26 protein-coding genes are annotated in these 25,709 nt (G+C 70.6%); 8 read left to right on the top strand and 18 right to left on the bottom strand.

Annotated features, from left to right (window positions below; genetic code table 11):
• Positions 1-10: 10 nt before the first annotated feature.
• The 7 genes from ccsB to hemL form a co-directional block, all read right to left on the bottom strand.
• Positions 11-1,096, bottom strand: coding sequence for a c-type cytochrome biogenesis protein CcsB (gene ccsB / locus ACSMXV_RS24150; RefSeq protein ID WP_473173375.1), 1,086 nt, complete (start codon positions 1,094-1,096; stop codon positions 11-13).
• Positions 1,093-2,904 (bottom strand): cytochrome c biogenesis protein ResB, encoded by a 1,812-nt coding sequence (gene resB, locus ACSMXV_RS24145; protein WP_473173374.1) that lies wholly within the window; start codon positions 2,902-2,904, stop codon positions 1,093-1,095. The genes ccsB and resB overlap by 4 nt, the downstream gene beginning before the upstream one ends.
• A 3-nt stretch (positions 2,905-2,907) precedes the next feature.
• Positions 2,908-3,678 carry a cytochrome c biogenesis CcdA family protein gene (locus ACSMXV_RS24140; protein WP_473173373.1) on the bottom strand — a complete coding sequence of 257 codons (771 nt, stop codon included), beginning with the start codon at positions 3,676-3,678 and terminating at the stop codon, positions 2,908-2,910.
• Positions 3,678-4,307, bottom strand: coding sequence for a TlpA family protein disulfide reductase (locus ACSMXV_RS24135; protein WP_473173372.1), 630 nt, complete (start codon positions 4,305-4,307; stop codon positions 3,678-3,680). Before ACSMXV_RS24135 ends, ACSMXV_RS24140 begins: the two co-directional genes overlap by 1 nt.
• Before the next feature lie 66 nt (positions 4,308-4,373).
• A complete protein-coding gene (locus ACSMXV_RS24130) occupies positions 4,374-5,654 on the bottom strand; it encodes a polysaccharide deacetylase family protein (RefSeq protein ID WP_473173371.1) in 1,281 nt (426 codons plus the stop codon).
• A 375-nt stretch (positions 5,655-6,029) separates the two neighbouring features.
• On the bottom strand, positions 6,030-6,677 hold the full coding sequence (locus ACSMXV_RS24125) for a histidine phosphatase family protein (protein WP_473179052.1): 648 nt from the start codon (positions 6,675-6,677) through the stop codon (positions 6,030-6,032).
• 98 nt (positions 6,678-6,775) lie between these two features.
• On the bottom strand, positions 6,776-8,134 hold the full coding sequence (gene hemL / locus ACSMXV_RS24120; protein ID WP_473173370.1) for a glutamate-1-semialdehyde 2,1-aminomutase: 1,359 nt from the start codon (positions 8,132-8,134) through the stop codon (positions 6,776-6,778).
• Positions 8,135-8,478: 344 nt separating this feature from the next.
• Between hemL and ACSMXV_RS24115 the strand changes: the two genes are divergently transcribed.
• The gene (locus ACSMXV_RS24115; protein WP_181661584.1) at positions 8,479-9,141 is read left to right on the top strand and encodes a hypothetical protein; all 663 of its coding nucleotides are present in this window, start codon (positions 8,479-8,481) and stop codon (positions 9,139-9,141) included.
• A 97-nt stretch (positions 9,142-9,238) separates the two neighbouring features.
• On the opposite strand, the gene ACSMXV_RS24110 is transcribed toward ACSMXV_RS24115, so the two are convergent.
• A complete protein-coding gene (locus ACSMXV_RS24110) occupies positions 9,239-9,514 on the bottom strand; it encodes a metal-sensitive transcriptional regulator (protein ID WP_473173369.1) in 276 nt (91 codons plus the stop codon).
• Between the two features lie 71 nt (positions 9,515-9,585).
• Here ACSMXV_RS24110 and ACSMXV_RS24105 point away from each other — a divergent pair, with 71 nt between their 5' ends.
• On the top strand, positions 9,586-10,158 hold the full coding sequence (locus tag ACSMXV_RS24105; protein ID WP_473173368.1) for a rhodanese-like domain-containing protein: 573 nt from the start codon (positions 9,586-9,588) through the stop codon (positions 10,156-10,158).
• Between the two features lie 37 nt (positions 10,159-10,195).
• Here ACSMXV_RS24105 and ACSMXV_RS24100 read toward each other — a convergent pair whose 3' ends face one another.
• From ACSMXV_RS24100 to ACSMXV_RS24090, 3 genes are all read right to left on the bottom strand, one after another.
• On the bottom strand, positions 10,196-11,521 hold the full coding sequence (locus tag ACSMXV_RS24100) for an MFS transporter (RefSeq protein WP_473179051.1): 1,326 nt from the start codon (positions 11,519-11,521) through the stop codon (positions 10,196-10,198).
• Positions 11,521-12,195, bottom strand: a complete 675-nt coding sequence (locus ACSMXV_RS24095; RefSeq protein WP_473173367.1) for a helix-turn-helix domain-containing protein — start codon at positions 12,193-12,195, stop codon at positions 11,521-11,523. Before ACSMXV_RS24095 ends, ACSMXV_RS24100 begins: the two co-directional genes overlap by 1 nt.
• Before the next feature lie 140 nt (positions 12,196-12,335).
• A complete protein-coding gene (locus ACSMXV_RS24090; RefSeq protein ID WP_473173366.1) occupies positions 12,336-13,226 on the bottom strand; it encodes a hypothetical protein in 891 nt (296 codons plus the stop codon).
• Positions 13,227-13,442: 216 nt separating this feature from the next.
• Between ACSMXV_RS24090 and ACSMXV_RS24085 the strand changes: the two genes are divergently transcribed.
• Complete coding sequence (locus tag ACSMXV_RS24085; RefSeq protein ID WP_473173365.1) at positions 13,443-14,192, top strand: DUF5753 domain-containing protein; 750 nt, start codon at positions 13,443-13,445, stop codon at positions 14,190-14,192.
• Positions 14,193-14,200: 8 nt separating this feature from the next.
• Complete coding sequence (locus ACSMXV_RS24080; protein ID WP_473173364.1) at positions 14,201-14,407, top strand: DUF397 domain-containing protein; 207 nt, start codon at positions 14,201-14,203, stop codon at positions 14,405-14,407.
• Here the strand turns inward: ACSMXV_RS24080 and ACSMXV_RS24075 are convergent, their stop codons facing one another.
• Positions 14,408-15,319 (bottom strand): aminoglycoside phosphotransferase family protein, encoded by a 912-nt coding sequence (locus ACSMXV_RS24075; RefSeq protein WP_473173363.1) that lies wholly within the window; start codon positions 15,317-15,319, stop codon positions 14,408-14,410.
• Positions 15,320-15,437: 118 nt separating this feature from the next.
• On the opposite strand from ACSMXV_RS24075, the gene ACSMXV_RS24070 reads away from it, so the two are divergent.
• Positions 15,438-16,244 carry a transglutaminase domain-containing protein gene (locus ACSMXV_RS24070; RefSeq protein ID WP_473173362.1) on the top strand — a complete coding sequence of 269 codons (807 nt, stop codon included), beginning with the start codon at positions 15,438-15,440 and terminating at the stop codon, positions 16,242-16,244.
• A 45-nt stretch (positions 16,245-16,289) separates the two neighbouring features.
• On the opposite strand, the gene ACSMXV_RS24065 is transcribed toward ACSMXV_RS24070, so the two are convergent.
• Both ACSMXV_RS24065 and ACSMXV_RS24060 read right to left on the bottom strand, forming a co-directional pair.
• On the bottom strand, positions 16,290-17,726 hold the full coding sequence (locus ACSMXV_RS24065) for a HAMP domain-containing sensor histidine kinase (RefSeq protein WP_473173361.1): 1,437 nt from the start codon (positions 17,724-17,726) through the stop codon (positions 16,290-16,292).
• A 1-nt stretch (position 17,727) separates the two neighbouring features.
• The gene (locus ACSMXV_RS24060) at positions 17,728-18,462 is read right to left on the bottom strand and encodes a response regulator transcription factor (protein ID WP_473179050.1); all 735 of its coding nucleotides are present in this window, start codon (positions 18,460-18,462) and stop codon (positions 17,728-17,730) included.
• A 272-nt stretch (positions 18,463-18,734) separates the two neighbouring features.
• Here ACSMXV_RS24060 and ACSMXV_RS24055 point away from each other — a divergent pair, with 272 nt between their 5' ends.
• Complete coding sequence (locus ACSMXV_RS24055; protein WP_473173360.1) at positions 18,735-20,468, top strand: hypothetical protein; 1,734 nt, start codon at positions 18,735-18,737, stop codon at positions 20,466-20,468.
• Between the two features lie 112 nt (positions 20,469-20,580).
• On the opposite strand, the gene ACSMXV_RS24050 is transcribed toward ACSMXV_RS24055, so the two are convergent.
• The 3 genes from ACSMXV_RS24050 to ACSMXV_RS24040 all read right to left on the bottom strand — a co-directional run bounded on the left by ACSMXV_RS24050 (position 20,581) and on the right by ACSMXV_RS24040 (position 23,163).
• The gene (locus ACSMXV_RS24050) at positions 20,581-21,327 is read right to left on the bottom strand and encodes an FMN reductase (RefSeq protein WP_473173359.1); all 747 of its coding nucleotides are present in this window, start codon (positions 21,325-21,327) and stop codon (positions 20,581-20,583) included.
• Complete coding sequence (locus ACSMXV_RS24045) at positions 21,324-22,439, bottom strand: LLM class flavin-dependent oxidoreductase (RefSeq protein WP_473173358.1); 1,116 nt, start codon at positions 22,437-22,439, stop codon at positions 21,324-21,326. Before ACSMXV_RS24045 ends, ACSMXV_RS24050 begins: the two co-directional genes overlap by 4 nt.
• A 103-nt stretch (positions 22,440-22,542) precedes the next feature.
• Positions 22,543-23,163: a TIGR03086 family metal-binding protein gene (locus ACSMXV_RS24040; protein WP_473173357.1), complete on the bottom strand. Its 621-nt coding sequence runs from the start codon at positions 23,161-23,163 to the stop codon at positions 22,543-22,545.
• 88 nt (positions 23,164-23,251) lie between these two features.
• On the opposite strand from ACSMXV_RS24040, the gene ACSMXV_RS24035 reads away from it, so the two are divergent.
• Positions 23,252-24,091, top strand: coding sequence for a DUF6597 domain-containing transcriptional factor (locus ACSMXV_RS24035; RefSeq protein WP_473173356.1), 840 nt, complete (start codon positions 23,252-23,254; stop codon positions 24,089-24,091).
• A gap of 25 nt (positions 24,092-24,116) precedes the next feature.
• Here ACSMXV_RS24035 and ACSMXV_RS24030 read toward each other — a convergent pair whose 3' ends face one another.
• Positions 24,117-24,596 carry a hypothetical protein gene (locus ACSMXV_RS24030; RefSeq protein WP_473173355.1) on the bottom strand — a complete coding sequence of 160 codons (480 nt, stop codon included), beginning with the start codon at positions 24,594-24,596 and terminating at the stop codon, positions 24,117-24,119.
• A 337-nt stretch (positions 24,597-24,933) separates the two neighbouring features.
• On the opposite strand from ACSMXV_RS24030, the gene ACSMXV_RS24025 reads away from it, so the two are divergent.
• Entirely contained in the window at positions 24,934-25,704 is a 771-nt protein-coding gene (locus ACSMXV_RS24025; protein WP_473173354.1) for an SDR family NAD(P)-dependent oxidoreductase, read from the top strand.
• Positions 25,705-25,709: the final 5 nt, after the last annotated feature.

The raw sequence follows: 25,709 nt of genomic DNA, 5'->3' as shown, positions 1-25,709 counted from the left end.
GAACGACAGGTCAGACGCCCGCGTACGAGTGCTTGCCGCTGACGAAGATGTTCACGCCGTAGTAGTTGAACAGCCAGCAGCCGAAGGCGATCAGCGCCAGGTAGGCGGCCTTGCGGCCCTTCCAGCCGGCGGTCGCGCGGGCGTGCAGGTAGCAGGCGTACGCGACCCAGGTGATGAAGGACCAGGTCTCCTTGGGGTCCCAGCCCCAGTAGCGGCCCCAGGCGTCGCCGGCCCAGATGGCGCCCGCGATGATCGTGAACGTCCACAGCGGGAAGACGGCGGCGTTGACGCGGTAGGAGAACTTGTCGAGCGTCGCGGCGGCCGGGAGGCGCTCCAGGACGGACGTCGCGAACCGGCCGGGCTGCCCGCCGCTCGCCAGCTTGTTCTCGTACGAGTCGCGGAACAGGTAGAGCAGCGTGCCGACCGCGCCCACGTAGAAGACGGCGCCGCAGAGGATGGCGGTGGAGACGTGGATCCACAGCCAGTACGAGTGGAGGGCCGGGACCAGCTGGTCGCTGGCGGTGTAGAGGACCGTGACGGCGAGGCCGAGGTCGAGCAGGACCGTGGTGACCAGGGGCAGGCCCAGCCAGCGGACGTTCTTCTTCAGCGCGAGCAGCGTGACGTACACGCCGACGGCGACCGTGGAGAAGGTGATGTTGAACTCGTACATGTTGCCCCACGGCGCGCGTTGCACCGACCACGCGCGGGTGAGCACACCGCTCGCCTCGACGAGGAACGCGAGAACCGTGAGGGACACGGCGATGCGGCCGTAGAGGTCGCCCTTTTCGTCGCCGCCGTGTGCGCCGGGACCGTCCGGCACGTCGCGGGTGCCGGACGCGGAGCGGGTGACGACCTGGGGGCGTTCCAGGACGGCGGTGCCGCCCTTGGACTTGACCGTCACCGCGGGCGCCTGCCGCGCGGCGGCTGCGCCCTTGTCGGTGAGCGCGGCGGCCGTGCGGCTGACCTTGCTGCGGCTGCCGAAGAGCCACTCGGCGATGTGCGCGAAGAAGGCCAGGGTGTAGACGGCCATCGCGGAGTAGATCAGCACATTGCTGATCTGCGCGAGATTCTCGTTGGTTGCGGCGGCGAGATTCACTTCTCAGCCCCTTCGGCAGGTACGGCTTGGGGGTCGGGGGTGGGGTCGCCCGTGTCGGGTGCGGGCGGCGTCTTGTCGTAGAGGACCGCGGCGAGGTCGCCCAGTTCCTCGGGGAGCTTCGCGGACTCGCTGCGGCCGAGGCCCGCCATCTCGACGACGGTGACTCCGTCGTCACCGGGGGTGGCGCGGATCCACACCCGGCGGCGCTGGATGAACAGCGAACCGGCCAGGCCCGCGATGGCGGCGATGGCGCCGAAGAGCGCCCAGCCGTCGCCGGGCTGCTGCGAGATCTGGAAGGTGGCCCACTGCTTGACGTCCTTCTCGAAGGTGATCGAGCCGGCGCCGTCGGGGAGCTTCATGGTCTCGCCGGGCAGCAGCCGCTTTTTCAGCAGCTCGCCGTCGGCGTCCTTGAACTCCTTCATCTTGGAGGTGTCCAGCTGGTACACGTTCTGCGGGATGCCGGAGTCGACGCCGAGGCTGCCGTGGTACGCGGACAGCGCGAGCACGGGGAAGTCGAGCTCCGGGAACTGGGAGAGCATCTCGCCGTGGCCGGCGCCCGCGAAGGTCGGCACGAAGAACGCGTTGAAGCCGAGCTGCTCCTTCTTGCCGTTCTTGTCGGCGTAGCCGTCGAGGACCTTGATGGCGCCGGTCGAGGTGATGTTGGCGTCGATCGGCAGGAGCGGTACGGCCTGCTGGAAGACGACCTTGCCGCGGCCGTCGCGGACGGTGACGACAGGGGCGTAGCCGTGGCCGATGAGGTAGACCTTCGAACCGTCGATCTCGAGGGGCTTGTTCACCTCGATCGAGGTCTTCTTCTGCTTGCCGTCGGCGCCCTCGCTGTAGGTGACGTCCGCGCGGAAGGTGCGGGCGGTGCCCTTGTTCGGCCCGGTGCGCTCGAACGTCCCCACGAAGTCGTCGAGCTGGAAGCTGAACGGTGCGAGGTCGTCGCTGTTGAAGAGGCTGCCGGACTTGAAGTCGTCGTACTGGGTGAGCGTGTTGGAGAAGCCGTCGCCCTCGAGAATCAGCTTGCCGCCCTCGGACTTGAACAGCTGTCCGGTCGCGAAGGCGATCAGCATCACGATCAGCGCGATGTGGAAGACCAGGTTGCCGGCCTCGCGCAGATAGCCCTTCTCGGCGGCGACCGCGTCTCCGGCCGTGTGGGCGCGGAAGCGGCGCTTCTTGAGCAGGGCGAGCGCGGCCGTGCGGACCTGCTCGGGTTCGGCCTCGGTGCGCCAGGTCGCGTACGCGGGCAGCCGGGTCAGGCGCCTGGGCGCACCCGGCGGGCGGCCGCGCAGCTGGCCGACGAACTGCCAGGTGCGCGGCACGATGCAGCCGATGAGGGAGACGAACAGCAGAATGTAGATCGCGGAGAACCACACCGAGCTGTAGACGTTGAAGAGACCGAGCTTCTCGTAGATCGGCCCGAGCGTCGTGTGCGCGGCCTTGAAGTCCTGGACCTTGAGTTCGTCGCTGCCGGTCTGCGGAATCAGCGAGCCCGGGATCGCGCCGAGCGACAGCAGGAACAGCAGGATCAGCGCGACTCGCATGGAGGTGAGCTGCCGCCAGAACCAGCGGGTCCAGCCGACCGTCTCCCGCCAGGCCCAGGCCAGCCATCCGGCGGCGCCGGGGGCGCGCGCTCCGCCGAAGGAGCCGGGCACGACCGTCTCCACGGGCGCGGTGGACAGCTGCGATCCGGCTTCGCCGAGATCGCCCTCGTCCGGCGCCGCACCCTGGGCGCGCTCGCCGACGGGGTCCGTCTCCTGGTGGGTCTCCACGTCAGTGCTCTGTTTCTGGCTGGTCTTGCTCATGGATCAGATCCCCACCGTGAAGCCGTCGGACCAGACCTGCATCTCCTGCACGATGCTGTCCCACGCGCCCGTGAGCAGGAGAAGGCCGGTCGCGATCATCATGCCGCCGCCGATCCGCATCACCCATGCGTAGTGGCGCTTGACCCAGCCGAAGGCGCCGAGCGCCTTACGGAAGGCCACGGCCGCGAGCACGAAGGGCACGCCGAGGCCGATGCAGTACGCGACCGTGAGAAGGGCCCCGCGACCCGCGTTCGCCTGGTCGAGGGCGAGGGCGTTCACGGAGGCGAGGGTCGGGCCGATGCAGGGCGTCCAGCCGATCCCGAAGAGCGCTCCGAGGAGGGGCGCGCCCACGAGCCCGGTGGTCGGCCTCATGTGGAAGCGGAACTCGCGCTGGGTGAGCCAGGGCATCAGCCCCATGAAGAAGACACCCATGAGGATCATGAGCACACCGAGCACGTCGGACAGGACGTCCTTGTGCTGCTGGAGCGTCGAGCCGAAGAACCCGAAGAGGGCACCACTGGACACGAACACCACGGTGAACCCGAGGACGAAGAGGCTCGCCCCCGCAACCATGCGACCCCGCCGGGCCTCCGCCAGATCCGTACCGCTCACCCCGGTGACGTACGACAGATAGCCGGGCACCAGCGGTAGCACGCACGGAGAGAAGAAAGAGACGAGTCCGCCGAGGACGGCGACCGGCAGGGCCAGCAACAGGGCGCCGTTGAGGACCGTCTGGTTCGGTTCGGTGACGGCCGCGAGAGTCGTGACGTCCATCACTTCTCCGCGATCAGCGGCTCGAGCATCTTGCGGAGTTTCTCCTCGCTGAGCGGTGACAGCGAGCGGGCCGCGATGTTCCCTTCCCGGTCGATGACGACCGTGGAGGGGATGGCCTGCGGGTTGAGGGCGCCCTTGGGGAAGCGCAGCATCAGCTTGCCGGTCGGGTCGTACAGGCTCGGGTACGGCACGCCGTAGCTCTTCTCGAACTCCAGCGCAGGACTCTTGCTGGTGTCGCGTGTGTTGATGCCGACGAACTGAACACCCTGCGCCTCGGTGTCCTTGGCGACCTTCACGAAGCCGGGCGCCTCGGCACGGCAGGGCGGGCACCAGGAGCCCCAGACGTTGAGGACGACCACCTTGCCCTTGTAGTCGGAGACATCGAGCTTGTCCCCTTCGAGGGTCTCGCCGTCGAGCTTGGGGGCGGGGCTCCGCTCGCCCTTGTCGACGGTGGCGATGCCGTCGGTGCCGGTGACGAAGTTGGTGTTGCCGGAGCCGCCTTGGGTGCCGCCCGACTCGCCGCACGCAGACAGGGTCAGCGCGGCGACCGCGGCCACGGCGGTCAGCAGGGCGGCACGGCTGCGGCTGGTGCGGTTCGAGCGCTGGGGGTCTCGGCTGGCGGCACTCATGTGAAAAGTTTCGCATGCCCGATCCGGGGATCTCCCGCACCCCCCTCGGGGGCGGAGAACCGCATTTCAGGCAGCGCTCCGGCTTCCCTTGCCGAGGGTCTTCCAGCCACCGCCCGGGACTTCACCGACACCCAGGCTCTGCAGCTCGGCGAGGATCCGCGGATCCTGCACGTCGAGCCAGTCCACGAACTGCCGGAATGAGACGCAGCGCACATCCTTCCGGCCCGCGATGCGCTTGAGGCTCTCCTCTACGGCGTCCATGTAGATGCCGCCGTTCCACTCCTCGAAGTGGTTGCCGACGAAGAAGGGCGCCCGATTTGTCTCGTACGCCCGATGGAAACCTGCGAGATAGGCCTCGGTCGCCTGGGTGCGCCAGCCCGGGTAGTTGTAGGCGGGCGCCCTGGTCGAGTTCAGGGACTGGTTGGCGAGCATGTTGTAGTCCATCGACAGGACCTCGAAGGTGTGCCCCGGGAACGGCACGCCCTGCAGGGGCAGATCCCACACGCCCTGCCTCTTGCGGGGCCAGCACTGAAGGCCGCCGGGCGAGGACGCGTCGTAGCGCCAGCCGAGCTCGCGGGCGGTGGGCAGCAGGTTGTCCTGGCCGAGCAGACAGGGGGTGCGGCCGCCGATGAGTTCCTTGTCGTAGTCGAAGGGCAGCGGGGGCAGATCGGCCCAGCCCGTGTTCGTACGCCACTCCTTGACGAAGGACTTGGCCTGGGCGATCTCGCTGCGCCACTGCGCGGGCGTCCAGTTGGCGACACTGCCCGCTCCGTCGCAGAAGTGCCCGTTGAAGTGCGTCCCGATCTCGTGGCCCTCGAGCCAGGCCCGGCGGACGTTCTTCAGCGTCTCCTTGACGTGCTCGTCGGTGAGATAGCCGATGGCCGAGGCGCCGACGGGATTGTTCGGCGGGCGGTAGAGGCGCTTCTTGGACTCGGGCAGCAGATACAGCCCGGACAGGAAGAACGTCATGTGCACGCCGTGGTCGGCGGCGGCCTTCAGAAAGCGCGGGAACAGGCCGTTACCGACCTCGCCCGCGCCGTCCCAGGAGAAGACGACGAACTGCGGGGGCTTCTCTCCGGCTTCGAGCGGCACCGGCCTGGCGGGCTGGTTCGGCTGCTTTCCTGTGTACGCGGTGGAGCCGTCACCGATCGGGCGGACCTGGTTCTTCGGACGACGAGGCCTTCCGTCGCCGCCCCGGCCACCGGGTGCTCCCGGGGCGCCCGCCCCACCGCCGTGGTCACCCCCGGGGCGGCCGCCGGCGCCGTCGGTTCCGCAGCCCGCCAGCCCGAGGGAGGCCGCCGCACCGACTCCCAGCCCGATAAGTCCCCTTCGGGTGATATCGCGCATTCCGTCCCCGTTCGTTGCGCTGAATATCCAAAGATGGACATCCCGTTAGAGGTCGCAACGAACACGAAGGTTCCCGTCAATCACCTGCTTTCCGGGGCCTTTTACGGCCGAGTGGCTCGAGACAGCCGTGCGGACGCCCCGGTATGGCCGCACAGCGGCGATTACCCTGCCGCCGTACGGCCATGCCGGGACACCCCGGAGCGGCCTGGCGATGTCTGGTGCGGTCTACCGCGCCCCATAAGGGGCGCGGGGCTGTGACATTGTGCGGCTACGCCGCGATGGGGGTCCCCCCCTGTTCGAGCGGAGCCGAGAACTCGGGGCAGCGACCAGCCCCCACCGGCCCACGGGTTCATCACCGCGCTACCAGCGGAGCGCTCAGGCCCCGAAGGCCTTGCCGTTGCCCTTCACCGGCTTGGCCCCGGCCAGCAGATGGGCCGGCACGAGATCACGGGCCGGCTCCGTGTAGCCGACGGAGACGATCTTGTCGCCCATGAACGTGAAGCTCGTCAGCGACGCGAGCGTGCACTGCCGCTTCCGCGGGTCGTGCCACAGCCGCCGCCGCTCCACGAAGCTGCGCACGATCCAGATCGGCAACTGGTGGCTGACGCACACCGCTTCATGACCCCGGGCCGCGTCGCGCGCCGCCTCCAGCGCGCTCATCATCCGTACGACCTGCTCGATGTACGGCTCGCCCCAGGACGGCTTGAACGGGTTGACCAGGTGCTTCCAGTTCTCCGGCCGACGCAGCGCACCGTCGCCGACGCCGAAGGACTTGCCCTGGAAGACGTTGTCCGCCTCGATCAGCCGGCTGTCCGTGGCGATGTCCAGACCGTGCGCCTTCGCGATCGGCGTCGCGGTCTCCTGCGCCCGCTCCAGCGGCGACGAGACGACGTACGTGATGTCGCGCGCCGACAGATGCTCTGCGACCCGCTCGGCCATCTGCCGCCCGAGCTCGGAGAGGTGGTACCCGGGCAGCCGTCCGTAGAGCAGGCCGTCGGGGTTGTGCACCTCGCCGTGGCGCATCAGGTGGACGACGGTGATGTCGTCGCGGTCGGCGGGAGACTTCGGGGTCTCGGCGCTCTCGGCAGTCGCGCCGGTCTCGCGGGCTTCAGGCGATGCGCTCATGCGGTGGCCTCCGCGGCGGCACGGGCGGCGGCGGGCAGAGCGGCGGCGATGCGCTCGATCGCCCGCTCGTCATGGGCGGTCGAGACGAACCAGGCCTCGAAGGCCGACGGCGGCAGATACACGCCCTGCGCCAGCATCGAGTGGAAGAAGGCGTTGAAGCGGAACGCGTCCTGCGCCTTCGCGTCCTCGTAGGTGCGTACGTCTGCGTCGGTGAAGAAGACGGAGAACATGTTCGACGCGTTCTGCAGCCGATGGGCGACGCCCTCCTTGGTGAGCGCGTCGGCCACCAGACCGCGGATCTCACGCGACACCGCGTCAAGCTTCTCGTACGCGGCCTCGTCCAGAAGCCGCAGCTGCGCGAGGCCCGCTGCGGTCGCGACCGGGTTCCCGGAGAGCGTGCCCGCCTGGTAGACGGGGCCGGCCGGGGCGAGGTGCGCCATCACGTCGGCGCGGCCGCCGAACGCCGCCGCGGGGAAGCCGCCGCCCATGACCTTGCCGAAGGTCATGAGGTCGGGCCGCACACCGTCGACGCCGTACCAGCCGGCCTTCGACGTACGGAAGCCGGTCATGACCTCGTCGGAGATGTACAGGGCGCCGTTCGCGGCGCAGGCCTCCTTGAGCCCCGCGTTGAAGCCGGGCAGCGGCGGCACGACGCCCATGTTGCCCGGCGACGCCTCGGTGATCACACAGGCGATCTCTCCGGGGTGCGCGGCGAAGGCCGCGTGCACCGCGTCCAGGTCGTTGTACGGCAGGACGATCGTGTCGCCCGCCTGGGCGCCGGTGACGCCGGGCGTGTCGGGCAGCGCGAAGGTCGCGACGCCGGATCCGGCGGCGGCCAGCAGAGCGTCGACGTGGCCGTGGTAACACCCGGCGAACTTGATCACCTTGGCGCGCCCGGTGAATCCACGTGCGAGACGGATCGCGGACATCGTGGCCTCGGTGCCGGACGAGACGAGCCTCACCTGCTCGACGGGCTCGATCCGCGCGACGATCTCCTCGGCCAGCGCGACCTCGCCCTCACCCGGCGTACCGAAGGACGTGCCACGGGCGACGGCCTCCTGCACGGCGGCGATGACCTCGGGGTGCGAGTGCCCGAGGATCATCGGCCCCCACGAGCACACCAGGTCGACGTACTCACGGCCGTCGGCATCCGTCAGATACGGGCCCGTGCCGGACACCATGAACCGGGGCGTACCGCCCACGGCGCGGAACGCGCGCACGGGAGAGTTCACGCCGCCGGGCGTCACACGGCCCGCACGGTCGAAGAGCCCCTGCGAGACCGGAGCCTCATAGGGGTACGGCGTGGTCGCCACCGGGGACGACGCGCTGCCGGAGATGTTGTTCGCCTCTGCCATACCCCTCAGCGTACGGCCCGGTTCTCGGCGCACAGCGCCGGTCTCCCCGGCTCCGTACCGTGCCGTGACCGGTGCGGAACCGGCCCGCCACACTGCTCGTCCCCTTTTGCAGTGGTCATGGCGGGAAGGCCCTGCCTAGACTCCCCGGAGGATCCGCACTCAGGGAGAGTCACCGCCCTCAGCGGCCGGCCGTCGGCACGTCTCGGATGCCGGAAGCCTGCCCGTGGCATGGGACAGGTGTTTCACCGCACGTTTCGGCGAGCGGCCGTGGGGGAGGTCACTGTCACGATGATCGGGTTGCGCCGCGGGGGATGTGCGGCCTAGAAAAGCAGTCGGGTGGAGATATGCATCGCGGTGGCGGACTGGGCGAGGACACCGGTGACCTCGGTCCACGGCGTGCCGGAAGCCCCCCTGCCGCGGGTCAGGGAAGGGGACGACACCGGCGGGACACGCAGCGGCGCCCGGAGTCCGGGCCGGCGGAGACGACCGGGACACCCGGAGCACAGGCACCCCGGGCAGCGGCTCGGGGCGAGACGGAGCGAGCGCTGGGGGGAAGCAGGAGTGGCCGGGTGGGGGTGACCTACAAGTACTTCGGCGCGCCGGACGGCGCGACGGCAGCCCGCGTGCCGATCTCGATGCGCCCCGAGGAACTCGGCGGCGACGAACTCGGCATGGGCGGCATGTTCACCAAGATCAAGCCGGAGACGATGGCCGCGATGGTCCTCACCGGCATCGAGGGCATACCCCTGCACAAGGTCCCCCCGCTCGAACTGGTCGTCCTCCACCCCGACTACGCGGTCGTGAAGCTCCCCATGACGGTCGTCGACCCTCTGCGCGGCGTCGGCGAGGAAGCGGTGGGCGCCGCGGCGTTCATCTGGTCGACGGTCCCGGACCGCGGCGGCCCGCGCGACGCGTTCAACGTGTACCAACTGCTGCACGAGTGGCAGGACTTCAGCCATCGGTTGCATGAGGCGGGGCATCAGCCGTATTGCCTGGTGTGGCCCTGACCTGGGGTTTTCATGGTGCGTGGGCGGGGTTTTCGGACTCCGCCTTTTTCGTGCCCCCGGAAGGGCCCGTCAGGCGGCCTGGGCATACGGCAGGGACTCAGGCCAGTGACAAGAAGAGTTTCTCCAGCCGGGCCCGCATCTGTGCGGAGTCCTGCTCCGCGGGGCTCTCGCTCATGCACTGCTGCAGCCCCGTCGCGATGATCGAGAACCCGGCCCGGTCCAGGGCGCGAGAAACGGCGGCCAGCTGAGTGATGACCTCCTCGCAGTCCCTGCCCTCCTCGATCATCCGGATGATCCCCGCGATCTGTCCCTGCGCCCGCCGCAGCCGGTTCAGCGCCGACCTCAGCTCGTCGGCCGTCATGTCGAGTTGCACAGACCCTCCTCCCTATACCCCCATGGGTATCATAACGTGGAGGGGAGCCAACCATCGAAAGGCATTGTTTCGTGACCACGCACACCGCCCTCACTCCGGGCCAGGCCACCGCACGCTTCGGCGAGTTCACCATCGTCGACGTGCGCTCTCCGGGTGAGTACGCCTCCGGCCACCTGCCGGGCGCCCACAACGTCCCCCTGGACCGCCTGGAGGAGGCCGCCGACGCCCTGAAGATCGCTGCCTCGCGCGCGCCACTGCTGGTCGTGTGCGCCTCCGGGGCTCGCTCGGCCACGGCCTGTGCTCAGTTGGCCCAGCTGGGCATCGAGGCGGCCACCCTGGAGGGAGGCACAAGCGCCTGGGCGGCGGCCGGGCACGCCGTCGAACGTCCGGCCGGGGCCCGCACCACCTGGCCCATGGACCGCCAGGTCCGGCTGGCCGCCGGCTCCCTGGTTGCCGTCGGCTTCCTGGCCGGACTGGCCTGGTCGCCCGCGCACTGGCTGTCCGGGGCCATCGGCGCAGGACTGGTCTTCTCCGGCGTGACCAACACCTGCGGCATGGCCGCCCTCCTGGCCAAGCTTCCCCACAACCGTCCCCCCAAGGACGCCGTCACCTTCCAGGAGACCCTGCTCCGTCTGGCCGCCTGATCCGGGCCGCCCCCGGGCTGAACTCGCCGGGTACCGGTCAGGATGACGACACGTTGTGCGGCTGGGGCGCGGCCGCGACGGTCGGCGGTGTGCGCGCGTTGCGGCGAATCCACAGAAGGGCTCCTGCCAGCAGCACGGCACCCCCGACCAGCCAGGGCAACGGGCCAGGCGGCAGGGCACCTACCGCCAAACCGGTCAGGGCGCCCACCAGCTGCAGGGCGAGGGACTGGACGGACAGAACGGTGGAGCGGCCAGAAGACGCGACCCGGCGGTGCAGGAGGTCCTTTTCGCTCGGTTCCGCCGCGCCGAGGCCGAGGTAGACGAGGCCGTAGCCGATGGCCGCGGCAACCAAGGACAACCCGCCCGTGGACGTAGCGGTGGCGCCGAGGAGAAGTAGGCCGCTCGCGCCGGCGCCAAGGCTCACCAGGACCGCACGCTCGCCGCTCCCGGCGAGCCGGGCGATGAGGGGTCCGAGGTGGCTCCCGACGGCCGAGCAGACGAATCCGGCGCACGCGAGTGAGGCGTAGAGGACCGCACCCGACTCCGGTGCGCCCGTGAGAGCTGCCGCACGGCCCGGCGTGAACAGTTCGATCGCCGCCAGCGCGCTGCCGGCTGCCCCCGCCGTGAGGAGCACCCGCCGGACCAGCGCGTCGCGTCCGCCCAGTCGCAGGCCGCCCGCAATGGTGGCGGGGATGCCTCGTAGTACGTCACGGAGGGTCACCGTCGGCCGGGGCGGCTCGCGCAGCGCGGCCAGGACATACGCCACGAAGGCGATCTCGACTGCTGCGCCCAGCAGAATCGGGACGGAAAGGGGAAGCACCAGCTCAGAGGTTGCTTCGCTCAGTCGGGCGCCGACGTCGGGGCCGAGCCCCAACAGCCAGGGAACGGCGCCGCCGAGCAGGGTGCCGACTGCGAGCGAGGCCGATGTCGCGGAGCTGCCGCGGGCAAGTCCGGTACGCAGTTCGGCGTCGGGGCCGGAGTGCGCCTGGACGGTGTCGACGTACCAGGCTTCGGCAGGTCCGCTGGACAGCGCACGGCCCGCACCCATGAGGATCATGCCGAGGGTGAGCGCCCAGGGCGTGGTCCCCAGTCCCAGGAGAGTGAGGGCGGTCAGGTTCATCAGGCCGGCTGCGGCGAGGACGGTACGGCGTCCGAGGACGTCGGACAGTCCTCCGGTGGGCAGTTCCAGCGCTGCGGCGGTCAGAGAGTGCGCGGCGAAGAACCCGGCGACGGCGACAAGGGGCATCCCGCGCTCGGTGAACAGCAGGATCAGGGGAGCGATGCCCAGGCCCACCGGAAGCCAGAAGAGCGCACAGACCGTCACGTAGCGGCGGCGTGTGGTGCGTAGGTCCAACGGCTGGATCACGATGCACCCTCGACGGCTGCGCCCGCGGAACCGGAGTTAACCGGCTCGGAGTCGTCCGGCTCGGAGTCGTCCGGCTCAGAGCCTCGGTCACGCGGTGCGAGGGGCAACCCAGCGGTGAGCAGCACGACCTGCGCGGCACGGAGATCTCGCGCATCACGGGCCGTCAGTTCCTCCAACTTCCGCTCGAAGGCCTCCCAGAGCTCGGTGAGCGATTCCGGGGTGAGGCTGGGCATCAGGTCGCTGATCCCGGACGGCTCCACCCACTCCTGGCCCAGCCGCCCGTGGGCGACGTCCTCTTCATGCCGGGCGAGAGACGCCTCCAGGTGCTCGATCTGGCGCCTGCGCGCGAAGCCGACGAAGGCGCGGCTGTCGGGCGAGGCTTCCATTGCTGTGTTGCTCCATGCAGTCAGGGAATGCACTGCCTGCCAGCGACGCTCCCGGCCGTCACGGTGTTCGGCCTCGGCGACGAACGCATACTTCGCCAGCACCCGTAGGTGATAACTGGTGGAACCGGACGACTCCCCTGTCCTGACCGCGAGTTCGCTTGCGGTGGCTGGGCCGTCCTGCCGCAGCAGCCCGAGCAGCCGGATACGCAACGGGTGCGTGAGAGCCTTCAGGGCTGCCGCGTCCCGCTCAGGATCGAGTACGCGCTTGTGCTCTTCGCTGGCCATGACCGGAGCGTAGAGCCAACTGGGCATTTTCCAAAAGAATTTTTGCAAAACTACTTTCGGGAAGTGCATCGACTGGCGAGTCGGAGTGCGGAGGCAGCGTCCATGGAGTCCGGTCGCGCTCGCGGCGGCCGCCCTACTTGTCAGGCTCCGTCGCCATCGAACAGCTCCGTCGCGGAAGTCGCGTGGACGGCCCGCTGCGCCCAGGCGTCGAGACGGTCCAGATCGGTGCAGGCGGTCACCCGCTCACGGACGGATTCGGGCACTTCAATGCCACGCCAGTCAAGGATCCTGAGGACCATCGACGCGCGCTCCTTCTCCACGCCCAGTTCGATGCCCTCTTCCCGGACCTTCTCGGCGACCGGGTGACGGAAGAAGTAGTTCACCGGCATCATCAGCTCCCTCCAGATCTTCTTCGCCTGGGCATCCACCAGGCCTGACTCGACCAGTTGCGCGAACACCGCCGCGCTGTCGGTGTCAACGGTCTCCAGAGCCGCCGCAAGTGGTCTCAGTATCGCAGCGACACCCGGCCCTCTACCATGCGTAATCGCCGAGAACACCGCGAGTGAGACATCCTGCGCTGCCTCCTTCTCGTCCGTGATCACCGGCACGTTGTCCGGCCCGAGGACCAGAGGCCGCACCATCAGCGAGGTCCAGCCCGGCAAGCCGAGCCGGATGGGCCGGGCGGCCCAATGGGCGGTAGAACTGCTCTGAGACATGACGATCAGCACCGGTTCACAGCGGTACTTCGCGTAGAGGTAGCTGAGGTAGTAGGCCCAGCTACCCCGTTTGGCCTCGTCCTTCTTGCCCTGCGCCTCCAGCACCAGCAGAAAGCTGCCCTCGTCGGTGTCCAACCTCACCAGGCTGTCCACACGGCGCTCGATCGGCTCGATCTCCGTTAAGTCCGTGTTCAGGACCGCAATGTCGCGCGGCTCGGGGAACGGGACATGGAACAGACGCTGGAAGTTGCGGATCATCTCCGCTGTCTCCTTGCGAAAGCACTGATGCAGCGATTCATGCGACGAGCTGACCATCGACTCTCCTTACTGTCCGACGGGATCAACGCACCACGCCGCACCGAGGTCACACACACGTACTTGCCCCGGTCGCCGCCCTGGGCGAGCGGATGCCAGCCCCAGTCGTCGGCGCAAGCTCGGACGAGTTCGAGGCCGCGGCCCGTCTCCGCGTCGACGCCGTGCGCCGGCTCCGGCACGGACGAAGGTGGTTTGGGGTCGGCATCCCAGGTACCGATGCGCAGGACTCCGTCCCGCCAGCACAGGCGTAGAGCCGCGGGGCCCTTCGGCGTGAGCGAGGAACGCGTCCGTCGCCTCGCCGCCAATTACGCGTGCTCTGTCATCGAGTTGATCGAAGCTCTGGTGGCCATGGCCACCGATCGAACCCGAGGATGGTGGGAGGATTACCGGGGGATTCTGCCCACGTCGTACCTGGACCTTTCCGAACTGGATCATCATGCGACGTCTCGTCGCGATGTGGCGGTCACCCACGTACCCGGGCTTCTCCAGACCGAGGACTACGCACGCGCCCTGTTCTCCTACATGAACCCCGAGTTCCCGGAGAGCGAGCTGGAGCCTCGGGTGAGCCACAGGATGAGGCGAAAGGTGATCATCGAATACCCCGGTGCCATCCCGTACAAGACCGTGATCCACGAAGCGGCGCTCCGCATCAGGGTCGGTGACCGCACCGTGTCACGGGCTCAACTCACCCGCATCCTGGAGATGTCCGAAGCCGACCACGTGATCGTGCGAGTCGTACCCTTCGACTTGGACAACTTCGCAGGAGCTGGAAGCACGATGGTGCACCTGGGCGGAGCAGTGCCTCGCCTGGACACCGTGGTGCGCGACGCTCCACACGGCACCGCGTTTCTCGATTCCGAGGCCCAACTGGAGCACTTTCGAAAGCTCTTTCGTAGGGTAGAGGGAGTATCGCTCACCCCCGAGAAGTCGCGTGACCTCATCCACCGGTTGGCCAAAGAACTGTGAGGGAAGCCATGACCGCCCCCGCGGAGTGGCAGAAGTCGTCCTTCTCCGGCGGAGGTGAAGGCAATGACTGCATCGAACTGGCCGCATTCCGCGCCCAGTTGATCCACCTCCGCGAAAGCGACACCCCCGCCACCCGCCTCACCACAACCCCCCTCCCCCTCGCCCACCTCATCCTCGGCATAAAGTCCGGCCGGCTCAGCACGCCCGCGGCGTGATCACCGCGGTCCCTCACTGCGAACCGCCCCGAGAACCTCCGCCAACGCATGCGACGCCTGGCGGATCATCCCCGGGTTCGTGTCCCAGTAGTACGGCAGTGCCACCACGGCCTGGCAGAGGGCCCAGCCGCGGCCGCGTAGCCAGGACGCGTCGTCGACGGCGAGTTCGGACCGGTATCGCGTGCGGCTGCTGGCTGTGAAGACGTTCCATGCGGGCAGCAGGTCGCAGGCGGGGTCGCCTACGTTGAGGGTGCCGAAGTCGATCACCGCCGACAGGCGGCCGTCGACGACGAGGAGGTTGCCGGGCAGCAGGTCGCCGTGCAGCCAGGTCTCCTCGCCGTCCCATGCCGGGGCGTCCAGCGACTCCTCCCAGGAGCGGAGGGCGGCCGCGCCGTCGATTCGGTTGCCGAGCTCTTCGATCGACCGGCGAACCCGCTCGTCGTGTTCGGCGAGTGGTCCGCCTCGCCCGCGGGGAGGCCGCGGAGGGGCTCCCGTCGTGTCGACCCGGCGTAGCGCCTTCACAAAGGCCGCCAGATCAACCGCCGCCCGGTCCAGGTCGTCGATCGTGCCGTTCGCGTTCTCGCCGGGCAGCCACTCGTACACCGACCAGTCGTAGGGGTAGCCCTCCGCCGGGTGTCCCTGCGCCAGTTGCACCGGAAGGGCGAGCGGCAGGTGCGGTGCGAGCCTGGGCAGCCACTCCGCCTCCCTCGCCGCCTGCTCGGTGGCCCATCCGATACGGGGCAGCCGAACAGACAGGTGGTCACCGAGCCGGTAGATGTCGTGGTCGGTGCCGTACGACGCGACCGGCTCGATCGGCAGATCGGCCCACTGCGGTAACTGCCCTGCGAGCAGGCGACGTACGAGAGCGACATCGGTTTGGATCTCGTCGGCATGCATCTTGATAGCGCCCATTGCAGGCAGCTTGGGTCAACCGACCCTTCGTCTCAACTGAGTTTCCGGTCACGGTCGCCGTCGGTCGTGCGTGTGATGATGGTCGTGGTCGGCCGCCGAACAAGGTGGGGGTGGGGGCGTGACCAGTCGCTTGCTTATGCCGTGCGGGCGCGCGGACCTGCGTACGGAAGAAGCGGGGATGGCCGAGGAAACGGTGGGCGCGGACGGGTCCGTTCAGCCCACTCCCATCCTGGACTGGGAGCATCCGACTCTCGCAGGCCTCGTGACCTCGGTGCGGCGGGAGGCCGCGGCGCGGGGCGCGACCAGCCCGCGCGCGCTGCTGCAGGTCGCGCACGGGATCATCGCGCGGCGCGTGCGTCCCGTGTACTCGGTCGAGGAGCGGCGTCGGGCCTCACATACCCTGCGGCTGGGCCGTGGTTCGTGCAGCCAGCGGATGGCCGTACTGGAATCGGTCGCCCGCGCGGTCGGCGTACCGACGCGGGTCCGCGGGCTGCTCGTGGACGGAGCGTTCTGGTATCCGCGCTTCCCCCGGTTCAAGCCGTTTGTGCCGGAGCATGTGCTGCTGGCCTGGCCCGAGTTCCTGCTTGAGCAGGAGTGGGTGCCGATCGCCGAGCTGTTCGGGAGCCTGGCGGAGCTCAGCGGCTCCGGGGGCGGCGAGTTCACCAACCGGGGTGGCGAGACGCTCTTCGATGCCGTGGCGCGCACGGCGGTGGACTGGGACGGGGCGCCCGGCTGCGGTATGTCGGGGGCCGGGTGCGATCTGTCGGCCCAGGTGCTGGTGGACCTCGGGCACTTCGGCTCCCGCGACGAGCTCTTCGCGCGGCACAGGCAGACCCTGTGCTGGCCGGCGCGCAGGCTCGGCGAACCGGTGCTCGGCCGCTGGGGCGCGGGCGCGCGTGCCGACGCGGGCGCCGGCTCGGCCTGAGCGCACCTCGGTCATGGGCGTACGCGACCTGCCTGGATGCCGTACTCACACAGCAAGCCGGCCGGGCTTCCCCACCGTGAACCCGATCACCGCCCCACCCCCCGCCCGACGCCGGGCGAACGGGGTGCCGCCGTGGGATGCGGCCACCTCGCGGACGATCGAGAGGCCCAGGCCGGAGCCGGGCAGGCCCCGGGCGTCGGGGGCGCGGTAGAAGCGGTCGAAGACGCGCGTCAGGTCCGCCTCGGCGATTCCGGGGCCGCGGTCGCGTACCTCGACGCGTGCGTTGCCGGCCGCCTCCGCCGCTCCGGTGACGACGATCTCGATGGGAGCCGTACCACCGGGGTCGAACTTGGCGGCGTTCTCCACGAGGTTGGAGACCGCCCGCTGGAGAGCGGCGGGCCGGCCCTCGACGACCGTGCTCGCCATGTCATCGGGGACCACCTGCACGGTGACCACCCGGCCGGTACGGCGTCGGGCCGCCCCCGCGACGTCCTCCGCCACCTCACCGAGCGCCACCTCCACCACCGGCTCGTCGTCCTGCTGTCCGGCGGCGAGGTCCACCAACTCGTTGACCAGGTCGGTGAGTTCGCGGGACTCCTCCGCCAGGTCCGCGACGAGCTCCTCGCGGGCGCCGGGCGGGAGCTCCTCGATACGGCGCAGCAGCGAGATGTTCGTACGCAGGGAGGTGAGCGGCGTACGGAGTTCGTGGCCCGCGTCCTGGACGAGGCGCCGCTGGTCGTCGACGGACCGCGCGAGCCGCCCCAGCATGCGGTCGAAGGCGCGGCCGAGCCGGGCCACTTCGTCCCGTCCGGCGACCGGCACCTGGGTGTCGAGACGCCCGGTCCGCGCCACGCCCTCGGCGACGTCGGTCAGCCGTACGAGGCGGCCGGTGATGCGCCGGGCCAGCCACCAGCCGAACAGCCCGGCGGCCACGACGATCGCGGCGACGAGGGCGACCGTGCGTTTCTGGAGCTCCCGCAGCAGGTCCTCCGTATCGCTGAACTCCTGAGCGACCTGCACGGCGCCGCGGCCGCCGCCGAGCGCCACAGTCACGAGGCGGTACCGGTCCTCGCCGACCTCCACCTCGTCGTGCACGTTCCTCGTGCCCGCCTTCCGGGCCTCGGCGGTCCGCCGGTCGTCGGCGCCGACGGGCAGGGGCGGACTCCCCCTGTCCACGATCCGGCCGCCGGGCTCGAGTACCTGCACGTTGGTGCGCGTGTGCCTGATCAGGTCGTCGCGCGGGCCGTCGTGGTCCCGGTCCCCGGAGATGAAGTCGTCGGGTGTGAGCGTGCGCCGACCCACCTGCTCGCGCAGATCGTGCACGACCTCGTCGAACACCGCCTGCTGGTCGACGCGCACCAGCCGGGCCGCCGCGTCGTAGCTGAGAAAACCGATGAGCACGGTCACGGCAGCGGCCACGGCCGCGAACGACACCGCGAAGGTGGTGCGCAGGGAGGACGGCGACCGGCTGCCGGGGAGCATCTCAGTCCTCTCTGAGGACGTAGCCGACTCCCCGCACGGTGTGGATCAGCGGGGGCCGCCCCGGTTCGTCCATCTTGCGCCGCAGGTATCCGACGTACACGGCGAGGTTCTTGGAGCCGGGGCCGAAGTCGTAGCCCCAGATGCGGTCGTAGATCGTCGAGTGGTCGAGGACGATGCCCGTGTTGCGGGCGAGCAGTTCCAGCAGGTCGAACTCGGTCCTCGTCAGTTCGAGTTCGCGCGCCCCACGCCACGCGCGTCTGGCCGGCGGGTCGATGCGGAGGTCTGCCACCACCACGGCCTGGCCGTCGTGTACGCGTCCGGGTACGCGCCGGCCGTCGGGTGCGAGGGGCTGGGAGCCGTGCCCGGGCGGGAGCGTGCCGCTTCCGGTGCGTCGCAGCAGGGCCCGCAGCCGGGCGAAGACCTCCTCCACGTCGAAGGGCTTGACCACGTAGTCGTCGGCGCCCGCGTCCAGGCCGGCTATGCGGTCGGCGGTCTCCACGCGCGCGGTGAGCATCAGGATCGGCGTACGGTCGCCCTCCGCGCGCAGTACGCGGCACACCTGCAGGCCGTCGATGCCCGGCATCATCACGTCCAGCACAAGGACGTCCGGCTGCCTCCGATGCGTTTGGGCGAGCGCCTCGACGCCGTCGGCGACCGCGGTGACCTCGTATCCCTCCAGCGTCAGCGCCCGCTCGAGGGCATGCCGGATGGCGCGGTCGTCCTCGGCGAGCAGCACGGTGTGGGGCGCGGGCTCGGACGCCGGCGCGGGCGGGGGTTCGGACCCCGGCTCGGACGCGAGTTCCGGTGCGGGGTCGGGCACGAGGTCGGGTACGGGGTCCGGCGCGGTGTGGGACACGGCCCCAGTGTGCCAAGAGGGTCGGCCGTTGCGTCCTGACGAGAGCCCCGGTGGCCCTCTTCTCACCGGGCTCTCACCTGGGCCGGTGTGCCGGCTTACCCGCGGGGGCCAGGGTGTGCCGGGATGCGGTCGACGCTGCGGGGAGGGGCGAGATGAAAACGGGGTACACCGCGCGAGTCGGGGGCAGCGCGAGCGCAGGCCGGGCCACGGGTGTCGACCACCCAGCCGCCACCGGCCTCTCCTCAAGCGTCGACCACCCAGCCGCCACCGGCCGGACCGCGATCGTCACGGTCTCCGCAGGTCAGGGCACGAGGGCCGCCGACCCCGCGGGCCCCTCGGGCGGAACGCGCCGTCGGCGGTTCCCCGCCACGCTCCGGCGTCGGCCCGCCCCCTGGCTCGGCCTCGTCGCCGTCGCGTACGCCACCGTCCAGCTCACCGCCGTCGTCCCGCACATCGGGCACGCGCTCGGCTGGGACGAGGGCGTCTACGTCTCCCAGGTCGACCCGCGCGCCCCTGCCGCGTACTTCAGCGCCCCGCGCTCGCGCGGCACGAGCGTGCTGGTGGCCCCCGTGCTCGCTGTGACCTCGGACCCCTTCGTCCTGCGGATCGTGCTGGCGGTGCTGTCGGCGGCCGCGCTGTACGCGGCGTTCCGGGTCTGGCGGCCCCTCGTCGGGCCGGGCACGACGGCGCTCGCCGCGCTGTTGTTCGCGGGCCTGTGGACGACCGACCTGTACGGTCCGCAGGCCATGCCCAACCTGTGGGTAGCGCTGGGCGCGGTCGCCACGACCGGCTGGTTCCTGCGGACGGGGGTGCCCGGCCGGATTCGGGTGCCCGGCCGGACGCCGGTGCCCGGGCAGCGGTATGCGCCCTGGTGGATGGCCGGCTGCCTCGCCGCCACCGCCCTCGTACGCCTGCCGGACGCGGGCTGGCTCGCCCTCCCCCTTATCGGCACCGCCGTCCTCGTACGCGAACGGCGCCGCACGCTCCCCTGGGTGCTCGGCGGGCTCGCCGCAGGCAGCGTCCAGTGGGTGGTCGAGGCGTACGTCCGGTTCGGCGGAATCCCGCAGCGGCTTCGCATCTCCGGCGCCACCGAGGGCGGTATGAGCCCGCACCTCAACCTCGGCAACGCATGGCGCGCCCTCAACGGCCCCGAGTTGTGCCGACCCTGCACGGTCCCCCTCCGCCATCCCGAACTCACCGTCTGGTGGCTGGCGTTGCCCCTGCTCACCGCCGCGGCGCTCATGGTCGCGTTCGCAGACCGCCGCCGCGCAAGGGGCGGCACCGACGAGCGCACCGGGGGCCGGCTCCCCCGGCCCGCTGACGCGGCCCGTCCGTTCGCGGTCACCGCCGTCCCCGTGGCCTGCGCCGCGTCACTCGCCGTGCCGTATCTCCTGCTGCTCGGCTACTTCGCCCCGCGTTTCCTGCTGCCGTCGTACGCGCTGCTCGCCCTCCCCGTCGCGGCACTCCTGCTCCGGGCCGCGCGCGCCGGCACCCCTGTCGCAGCCGTCGTCGCCCTCGCCGTCGCCGGGCAACTCGGCTCCCAGTACGCCCTGCTGGAGCATCTGACAGCCGAGACGGCCGCCGTCGACCACCGCTACCGGCTGGCCGCCGACGACCTGCACGCCCTCGGCCTGCACGCGCCATGCCTGGTCACAGGTCCGCGGGCGCTCCCGGTGGCGTACGACGCGGGCTGCGCCTCCGCGGAGACGAGCGGCAACAACCAGTCCGTCACCACGCGGGAGCTGCTGCGACGGGCAGGTCGGCAGCCGGCCGTCGTACTCACTGTCGGCGGCCATCGCCCTCCCCACTACGCCCTCGCCTGGACCCCGCACGCGCTGCCGGGCACCGGCGGCTGGACGGCTTGGCGCGCGCCGTCGCAGCCGTAGCAGCGGTCGCGGCCGTAGCAGCCGTCGCAGCCGTCGCAGCGGTGAGGGCCGCGACGGCGCTGGTCGCCAAGCTGACCGCGCCATCCCGGCCCACCGCGCCGCCCGCGCCCGTTCAGCCGACCCGCAGCGCCGCCAATTGCTGCTCGAAGGGGATCACTTCCAGCGGCTTGTCGTCCGCCGAACCGTTGACGGGCCGATCGACCGCTTCCGGTTCCGGTCCCGGTCGCGGTTCCGGTTCCTCAGCCGATCCGTCCAGCGTCGGACCGGGCGTACCAGCGATGTCCTCGCCCGCCGGCCGCGTACGAGGCACGGGCACCGGCTCCGCCAGGCCCCGAACCGGCCCCACCGCCCCCACCAGCACCGCGAGCTCCGCACCCGCCCGTTCGATCCGGGCCGCGAGGCCGTCCGCGCCCCAGTCCTCGGACGCGGCGTACACCGCCGTCGGCACGACGACGGCCCGCAGATAGGCGAAGAGCGGGCGCAGCGCGTGCTCGAGCACGAGCGAGTGGCGTGGCGTGCCGCCGGTCGCCGCGATCAGGACCGGCTTCCCGTCGAGCGCGTCCTTGTCGATCACGTCGAAGAACGACTTGAAGAGGCCGCTGTACGAAGCGGTGAAGACCGGCGTGACGACGATCAGGCCGTCCGCACCCGTCACCGCGTCGATGGCGCGGCTCAGCGCCGGGCCGGGGAAGCCGGTGACGAAGTTGTGCGCGATCTCCACGGCCAGGTCGCGCAGTTCGACGACCTGGAGGTCCATGTCCGCCGGAAGCCGTTCCACGGTCGCGGCCGCCAGCCGGTCGGCGAGCAGCCGGGTGGACGACGGGACGCTCAGTCCGGCCGATACGACGACGAGCTTCATACCCTCGTCACCTCCTGGTTCTCCTCAGCCGCCTCGGCGGCGCGGGCGGCGGCGACGAGCGCCTCATGCGTCGGCGCGTCCGGCACCTCGGCCGGGCGGCCCTTGGCGAACTCCTCGCGCAGTACCGGCACGACCTCCTCGCCGAGCATGTCGAGCTGTTCGAGGACGGTCTTGAGCGGCAGGCCCGCGTGGTCCATCAGGAACAGCTGGCGCTGGTAGTCGCCGACGTAGTCGCGGAAGGACAGGGTCCGCTCGATGACCTGCTGCGGGGAGCCCACGGTCAGCGGGGTCTGCTCGCTGAAGTCCTCGAGCGAGGGCCCGTGCCCGTACACCGGCGCGTTGTCGAAGTACGGCCGGAACTCCCGCACCGCGTCCTGCGAGTTCTTCCGCATGAACACCTGGCCGCCGAGGCCGACGATGGCCTGCTCGGGGGTGCCGTGGCCGTAGTGCGCGTACCGCGTGCGGTAGAGCTCGACCATCTTCTGGGTGTGCTCCTTCGGCCAGAAGATGTTGTTGTGGAAGAAGCCGTCGCCGTAGTACGCGGCCTGTTCGGCGATCTCCGGGGAGCGGATGGAGCCGTGCCAGACGAAGGGCGGGACCCCGTCGAGCGGCCGCGGCGTCGAGGTGAAGGACTGCAGCGGCGTACGGAAGCGGCCCTCCCACGTCACGACGTCCTCGCGCCACAGGCGGTGCAGCAGCGCGTAGTTCTCGATGGCGAGCGGTATGCCCTGGCGGATGTCCTGTCCGAACCACGGATAGACCGGGCCGGTGTTGCCGCGGCCCATCATCACGTCGACCCGGCCCTCCGCCAGATGCTGGAGCATCGCGAAGTCCTCGGCGATCTTCACCGGGTCGTTGGTGGTGATCAGGGTCGTGGAGGTGGAGAGGATCAGCCGTTCCGTCCGGGCGGCGATGTAGCCGAGCATCGTGGTCGGGGACGACGGGACGAACGGCGGGTTGTGGTGCTCGCCGGTCGCGAAGACGTCGAGCCCGACCTCCTCTGCCTTCAGCGCGATCGCGACCATCGCCTTGATGCGCTCGTGCTCGGTCGGTGTCCGGCCGGTGGTCGGGTCTGGCGTGACGTCGCCGACGCTGAAGATGCCGAACTGCATGGCTGATCACCCTTCGCAGGTGGTTGACGATTCAACTACACTTGCCAAACGGTGAGGGGGCCGGGGCTATTCCCCGACCCGGCATACGGATACCGAGCGAGCCTTACGGACGGCTCCAGGACGGATCGCGCCCCGTGTCTCCCAGCAGCCGCTCGAAGTCGGAGGCCTCCTCCGGCACCGGGACCGGATCGGCGAAGAAACCCATCTTCCGGGCGGTCGGCGCCAGCTCGGCGACGGCCTCGCCGAGCGCGTGCAGGACTCCTGTGGCCGCGGGATCGGCCCGGTACTCCTGGCCGGTGGCGCGCGCCAGATCCCACGCGTGCACCGTCAGGTCGAGCAGCACCATGCAGCCGACGGTCCGCGCCGGAAGGCCCATCGCGCCGGTGGTGCCCTCCTCGGCCCCGGTCGCGGACCACGCCGCCACCAGCCGCTCCGTCTCCTCGGCGAACCGCTCACGCCAGTCGGGGCCGGCGCCGACGTGGTCGGGGGTACTGCTGAAGTCCGCGGGCTTCTTCGCCGCCAGCGCCCGGAACTGCACGACCACATGGAAGAGGTGATCGACCAGCCCCCGGACGTCGTAGTCCGCGCAGGGGGTAGGGGCGGTGAGCTGGTCGTCGGGGATGGCCCGGACGACGGGGACGGCTCGTTCGGCGGCCACGCCGAGGAGCTCGCCGACGGGGTGCGTGCCGGTCACGGTGGACGCAGGGCTGTCGATGTCGCTCATGCCCTGACGGTACGAGGGGGCGGACCCCGGCGGCTTGAAGAAACGCGACAACGGCTCGGCGGCGCCTCGCCCCACGTACCATCCGGCCATGGCCGCCACGCCACGCCGCGACACCCGCGGCATCGTCGACGCCTCGGGCCTGATGTCCCGCGTACGTTTCCGACGCCACCTGCCCGCCGAGCCGCTGCGCCCCTATCTGGAGCACTACTGGCTGATCGACTGGGACCTCCCCGAGCCCTACGCCACGCACGTGGTGCCGCATCCGTCCGTGAACGTCGTCTTCCAGCGATACGGGGACCGCGAGCCGTCCGGCGAGGTCGCGGGCATAGGGCTCGATCTGTTCAGCAAGAAGCTCGAGGGCCGGGGGCGGGTGTGCGGGGTGCAGTTCCGGCCAGGCGGCTTCCGGCCCTTCGCACCGGAGCGGCCGGTCGCGGACTGGACCGGGCTGCGGCTGCCCCTCGAAGACGTGTTCGCGGACGCCGGCGACGCCGGGACCCTGGACAAGGCCCCGGAGGCCGTCCTCGGGCCCGACGACGAGCACGCGCGCGTGGCCGCTCTCGACGCGCTCCTGCTGCGGCTCGGTCCGGACCCCGACCCCCAGGCCGACCTGGCGATGACCTTGGTCGACCGTATCCGCACCGACCGCACGATCCGGCGCGTCTCCGCCTTCGCCCGGGCGGAGGGGCTGTCGGTACGGGCGCTCCAGCGGCTCTTCGCGTCGTACGTCGGCGTGGGACCGAAGTGGATCATCCTGCGGTACCGGATCCACGAGGCACTGGAAAGGGCCGAGTCGGAACGGGCCGAGTCGGAACAGGCCGTGGACTGGGCCGCCCTCGCCGCGGACCTCGGCTACGCCGACCAGGCCCACCTCGTCCGCGACTTCACGGCCACGGTGGGGGTGCCGCCCACGGCGTACGCGCGGGGCTGACGCCGCGATTGTGCCGGCCGCGCGGTCAGAAGTAGTAGGAGTCCCCGGTGTCCAGCGCCAGCACCTTGTGCCGGTCGTTCTGCGGGTTCCTGTCCCTTGCCCCGCCGCTCCACACGGTGTCGATCTGCAGGGTCACCTCGGAGGGCGCACCCGCGAGTCGTACCGCGATCACGATCCGCCGGCCCAAGCCGCCGGCCTCGAGCGCGCCGGTGCGGCACAGCACCGTACTGGCCCCGGCACGCGCGCACTGCCCCGGCAACTGCTGAAGGTCCGCGAGCGGCGACGACCAGCGCAGCCGGACGGTGGCGTCGGGCACGTTCGTCGGGCCGTGGTTCTGGGGGGTCAGCCAGAGGCCTACCTGGCCGTGGACCATGGCGACGTATCCGTGGTAGGCGACGTCGGCCTCGGGTGTGGCTGCTGCTGCGGGGGCGGCCGCCACCGTGGTTGTCGCCGCGGCCGCCGTCATGCCTGCGGCTGCCGCGGCCAGTGCTCGCACGATCCGCATCCCGATCCTCCGCCTCGCGCAGCCCTACGTCACCCCGATATATGCCACCTCGCGCCCGCGGCGGGCGTCGTCCAACAGGGTGACGGCCCGCGCCCCGGACGTCTTGGCACCCCAAGGCCTCGACGCACCCGCCGTCGTGGGGGTTGTGCCCGCCCTCCCCCAGTGCCTTAAGGGCCTGGGAGGTACCCCCATCGCCCCGCGGAACGCCTGCCCACAACGGTCGCGGAACGCCGCCCACAACAGGTAACAGCCCATGGATCGGACGCCTGCGCGAGCGCTTGCGCTGCCCACCTATCCTGGCTCGCGGACCACAGTCCCGACGTCAAGGAGCAGCCCCATGACCGCCGCGAACGCCTCCGTCCGCATCGCCGTCGTCACCGGTGCCAGCAGCGGAATCGGCGCCGCAACCGCACGTCGACTGGCCGCGGCCGGCTTCCACGTCGTCCTCACCGCACGCCGCAAGGACCGCATCGAGACGCTGGCGGCGGAACTCACCGAGGCCGGTCACCAGGCGACGGCGTACGCGCTGGACATCACGGACCGCGCGGCCGTGGACGCCTTCGCCGCGTCGCTCGACCACGTCGAGGTGCTGATCAACAACGCGGGCGGCGCACTCGGCGCCGACCCCGTGGCCACCGGCGACCCGGCCGAATGGCGCCAGATGTACGAGACGAACGTCATCGGCACCCTCCACATCACCCAGGCCCTGCTCCCCGCCCTGGTCGCCAGCGGGGACGGCACGGTCGTCGTCCTCTCCTCCACCGCGGGCCACAGGACGTACGAGGGCGGTGCCGGCTACGTGGCCGCGAAGCACGCCGAACACGTGCTCGCCGAGACGCTCCGGCTGGAGATCGTCGGCCAGCCGGTCCGCGTCATCGAGATCGCGCCCGGCATGGTCAAGACCGACGAGTTCGCGGTGACCCGCTACCGCGGCGACGCCGACCGGGCCGCCAAGGTCTACGAGGGCGTGGCCGAGCCCCTCACCGCCGACGACGTCGCCGACACCATCACCTGGACGGTCACCCGCCCCAGCCACGTCAACGTCGACCTCCTGGTCCTCCGCCCCCGCGCCCAGGCCTCCAACACGAAGGTCCACCGGGAACTCTGAGCCGG

The sequence above is a fragment of the Streptomyces sp. DSM 42067 genome (assembly GCF_055792885.1).
Note: the sequence above shows the minus strand (reverse complement) of the source record. Positions and strands in the feature narration are given on the sequence as shown.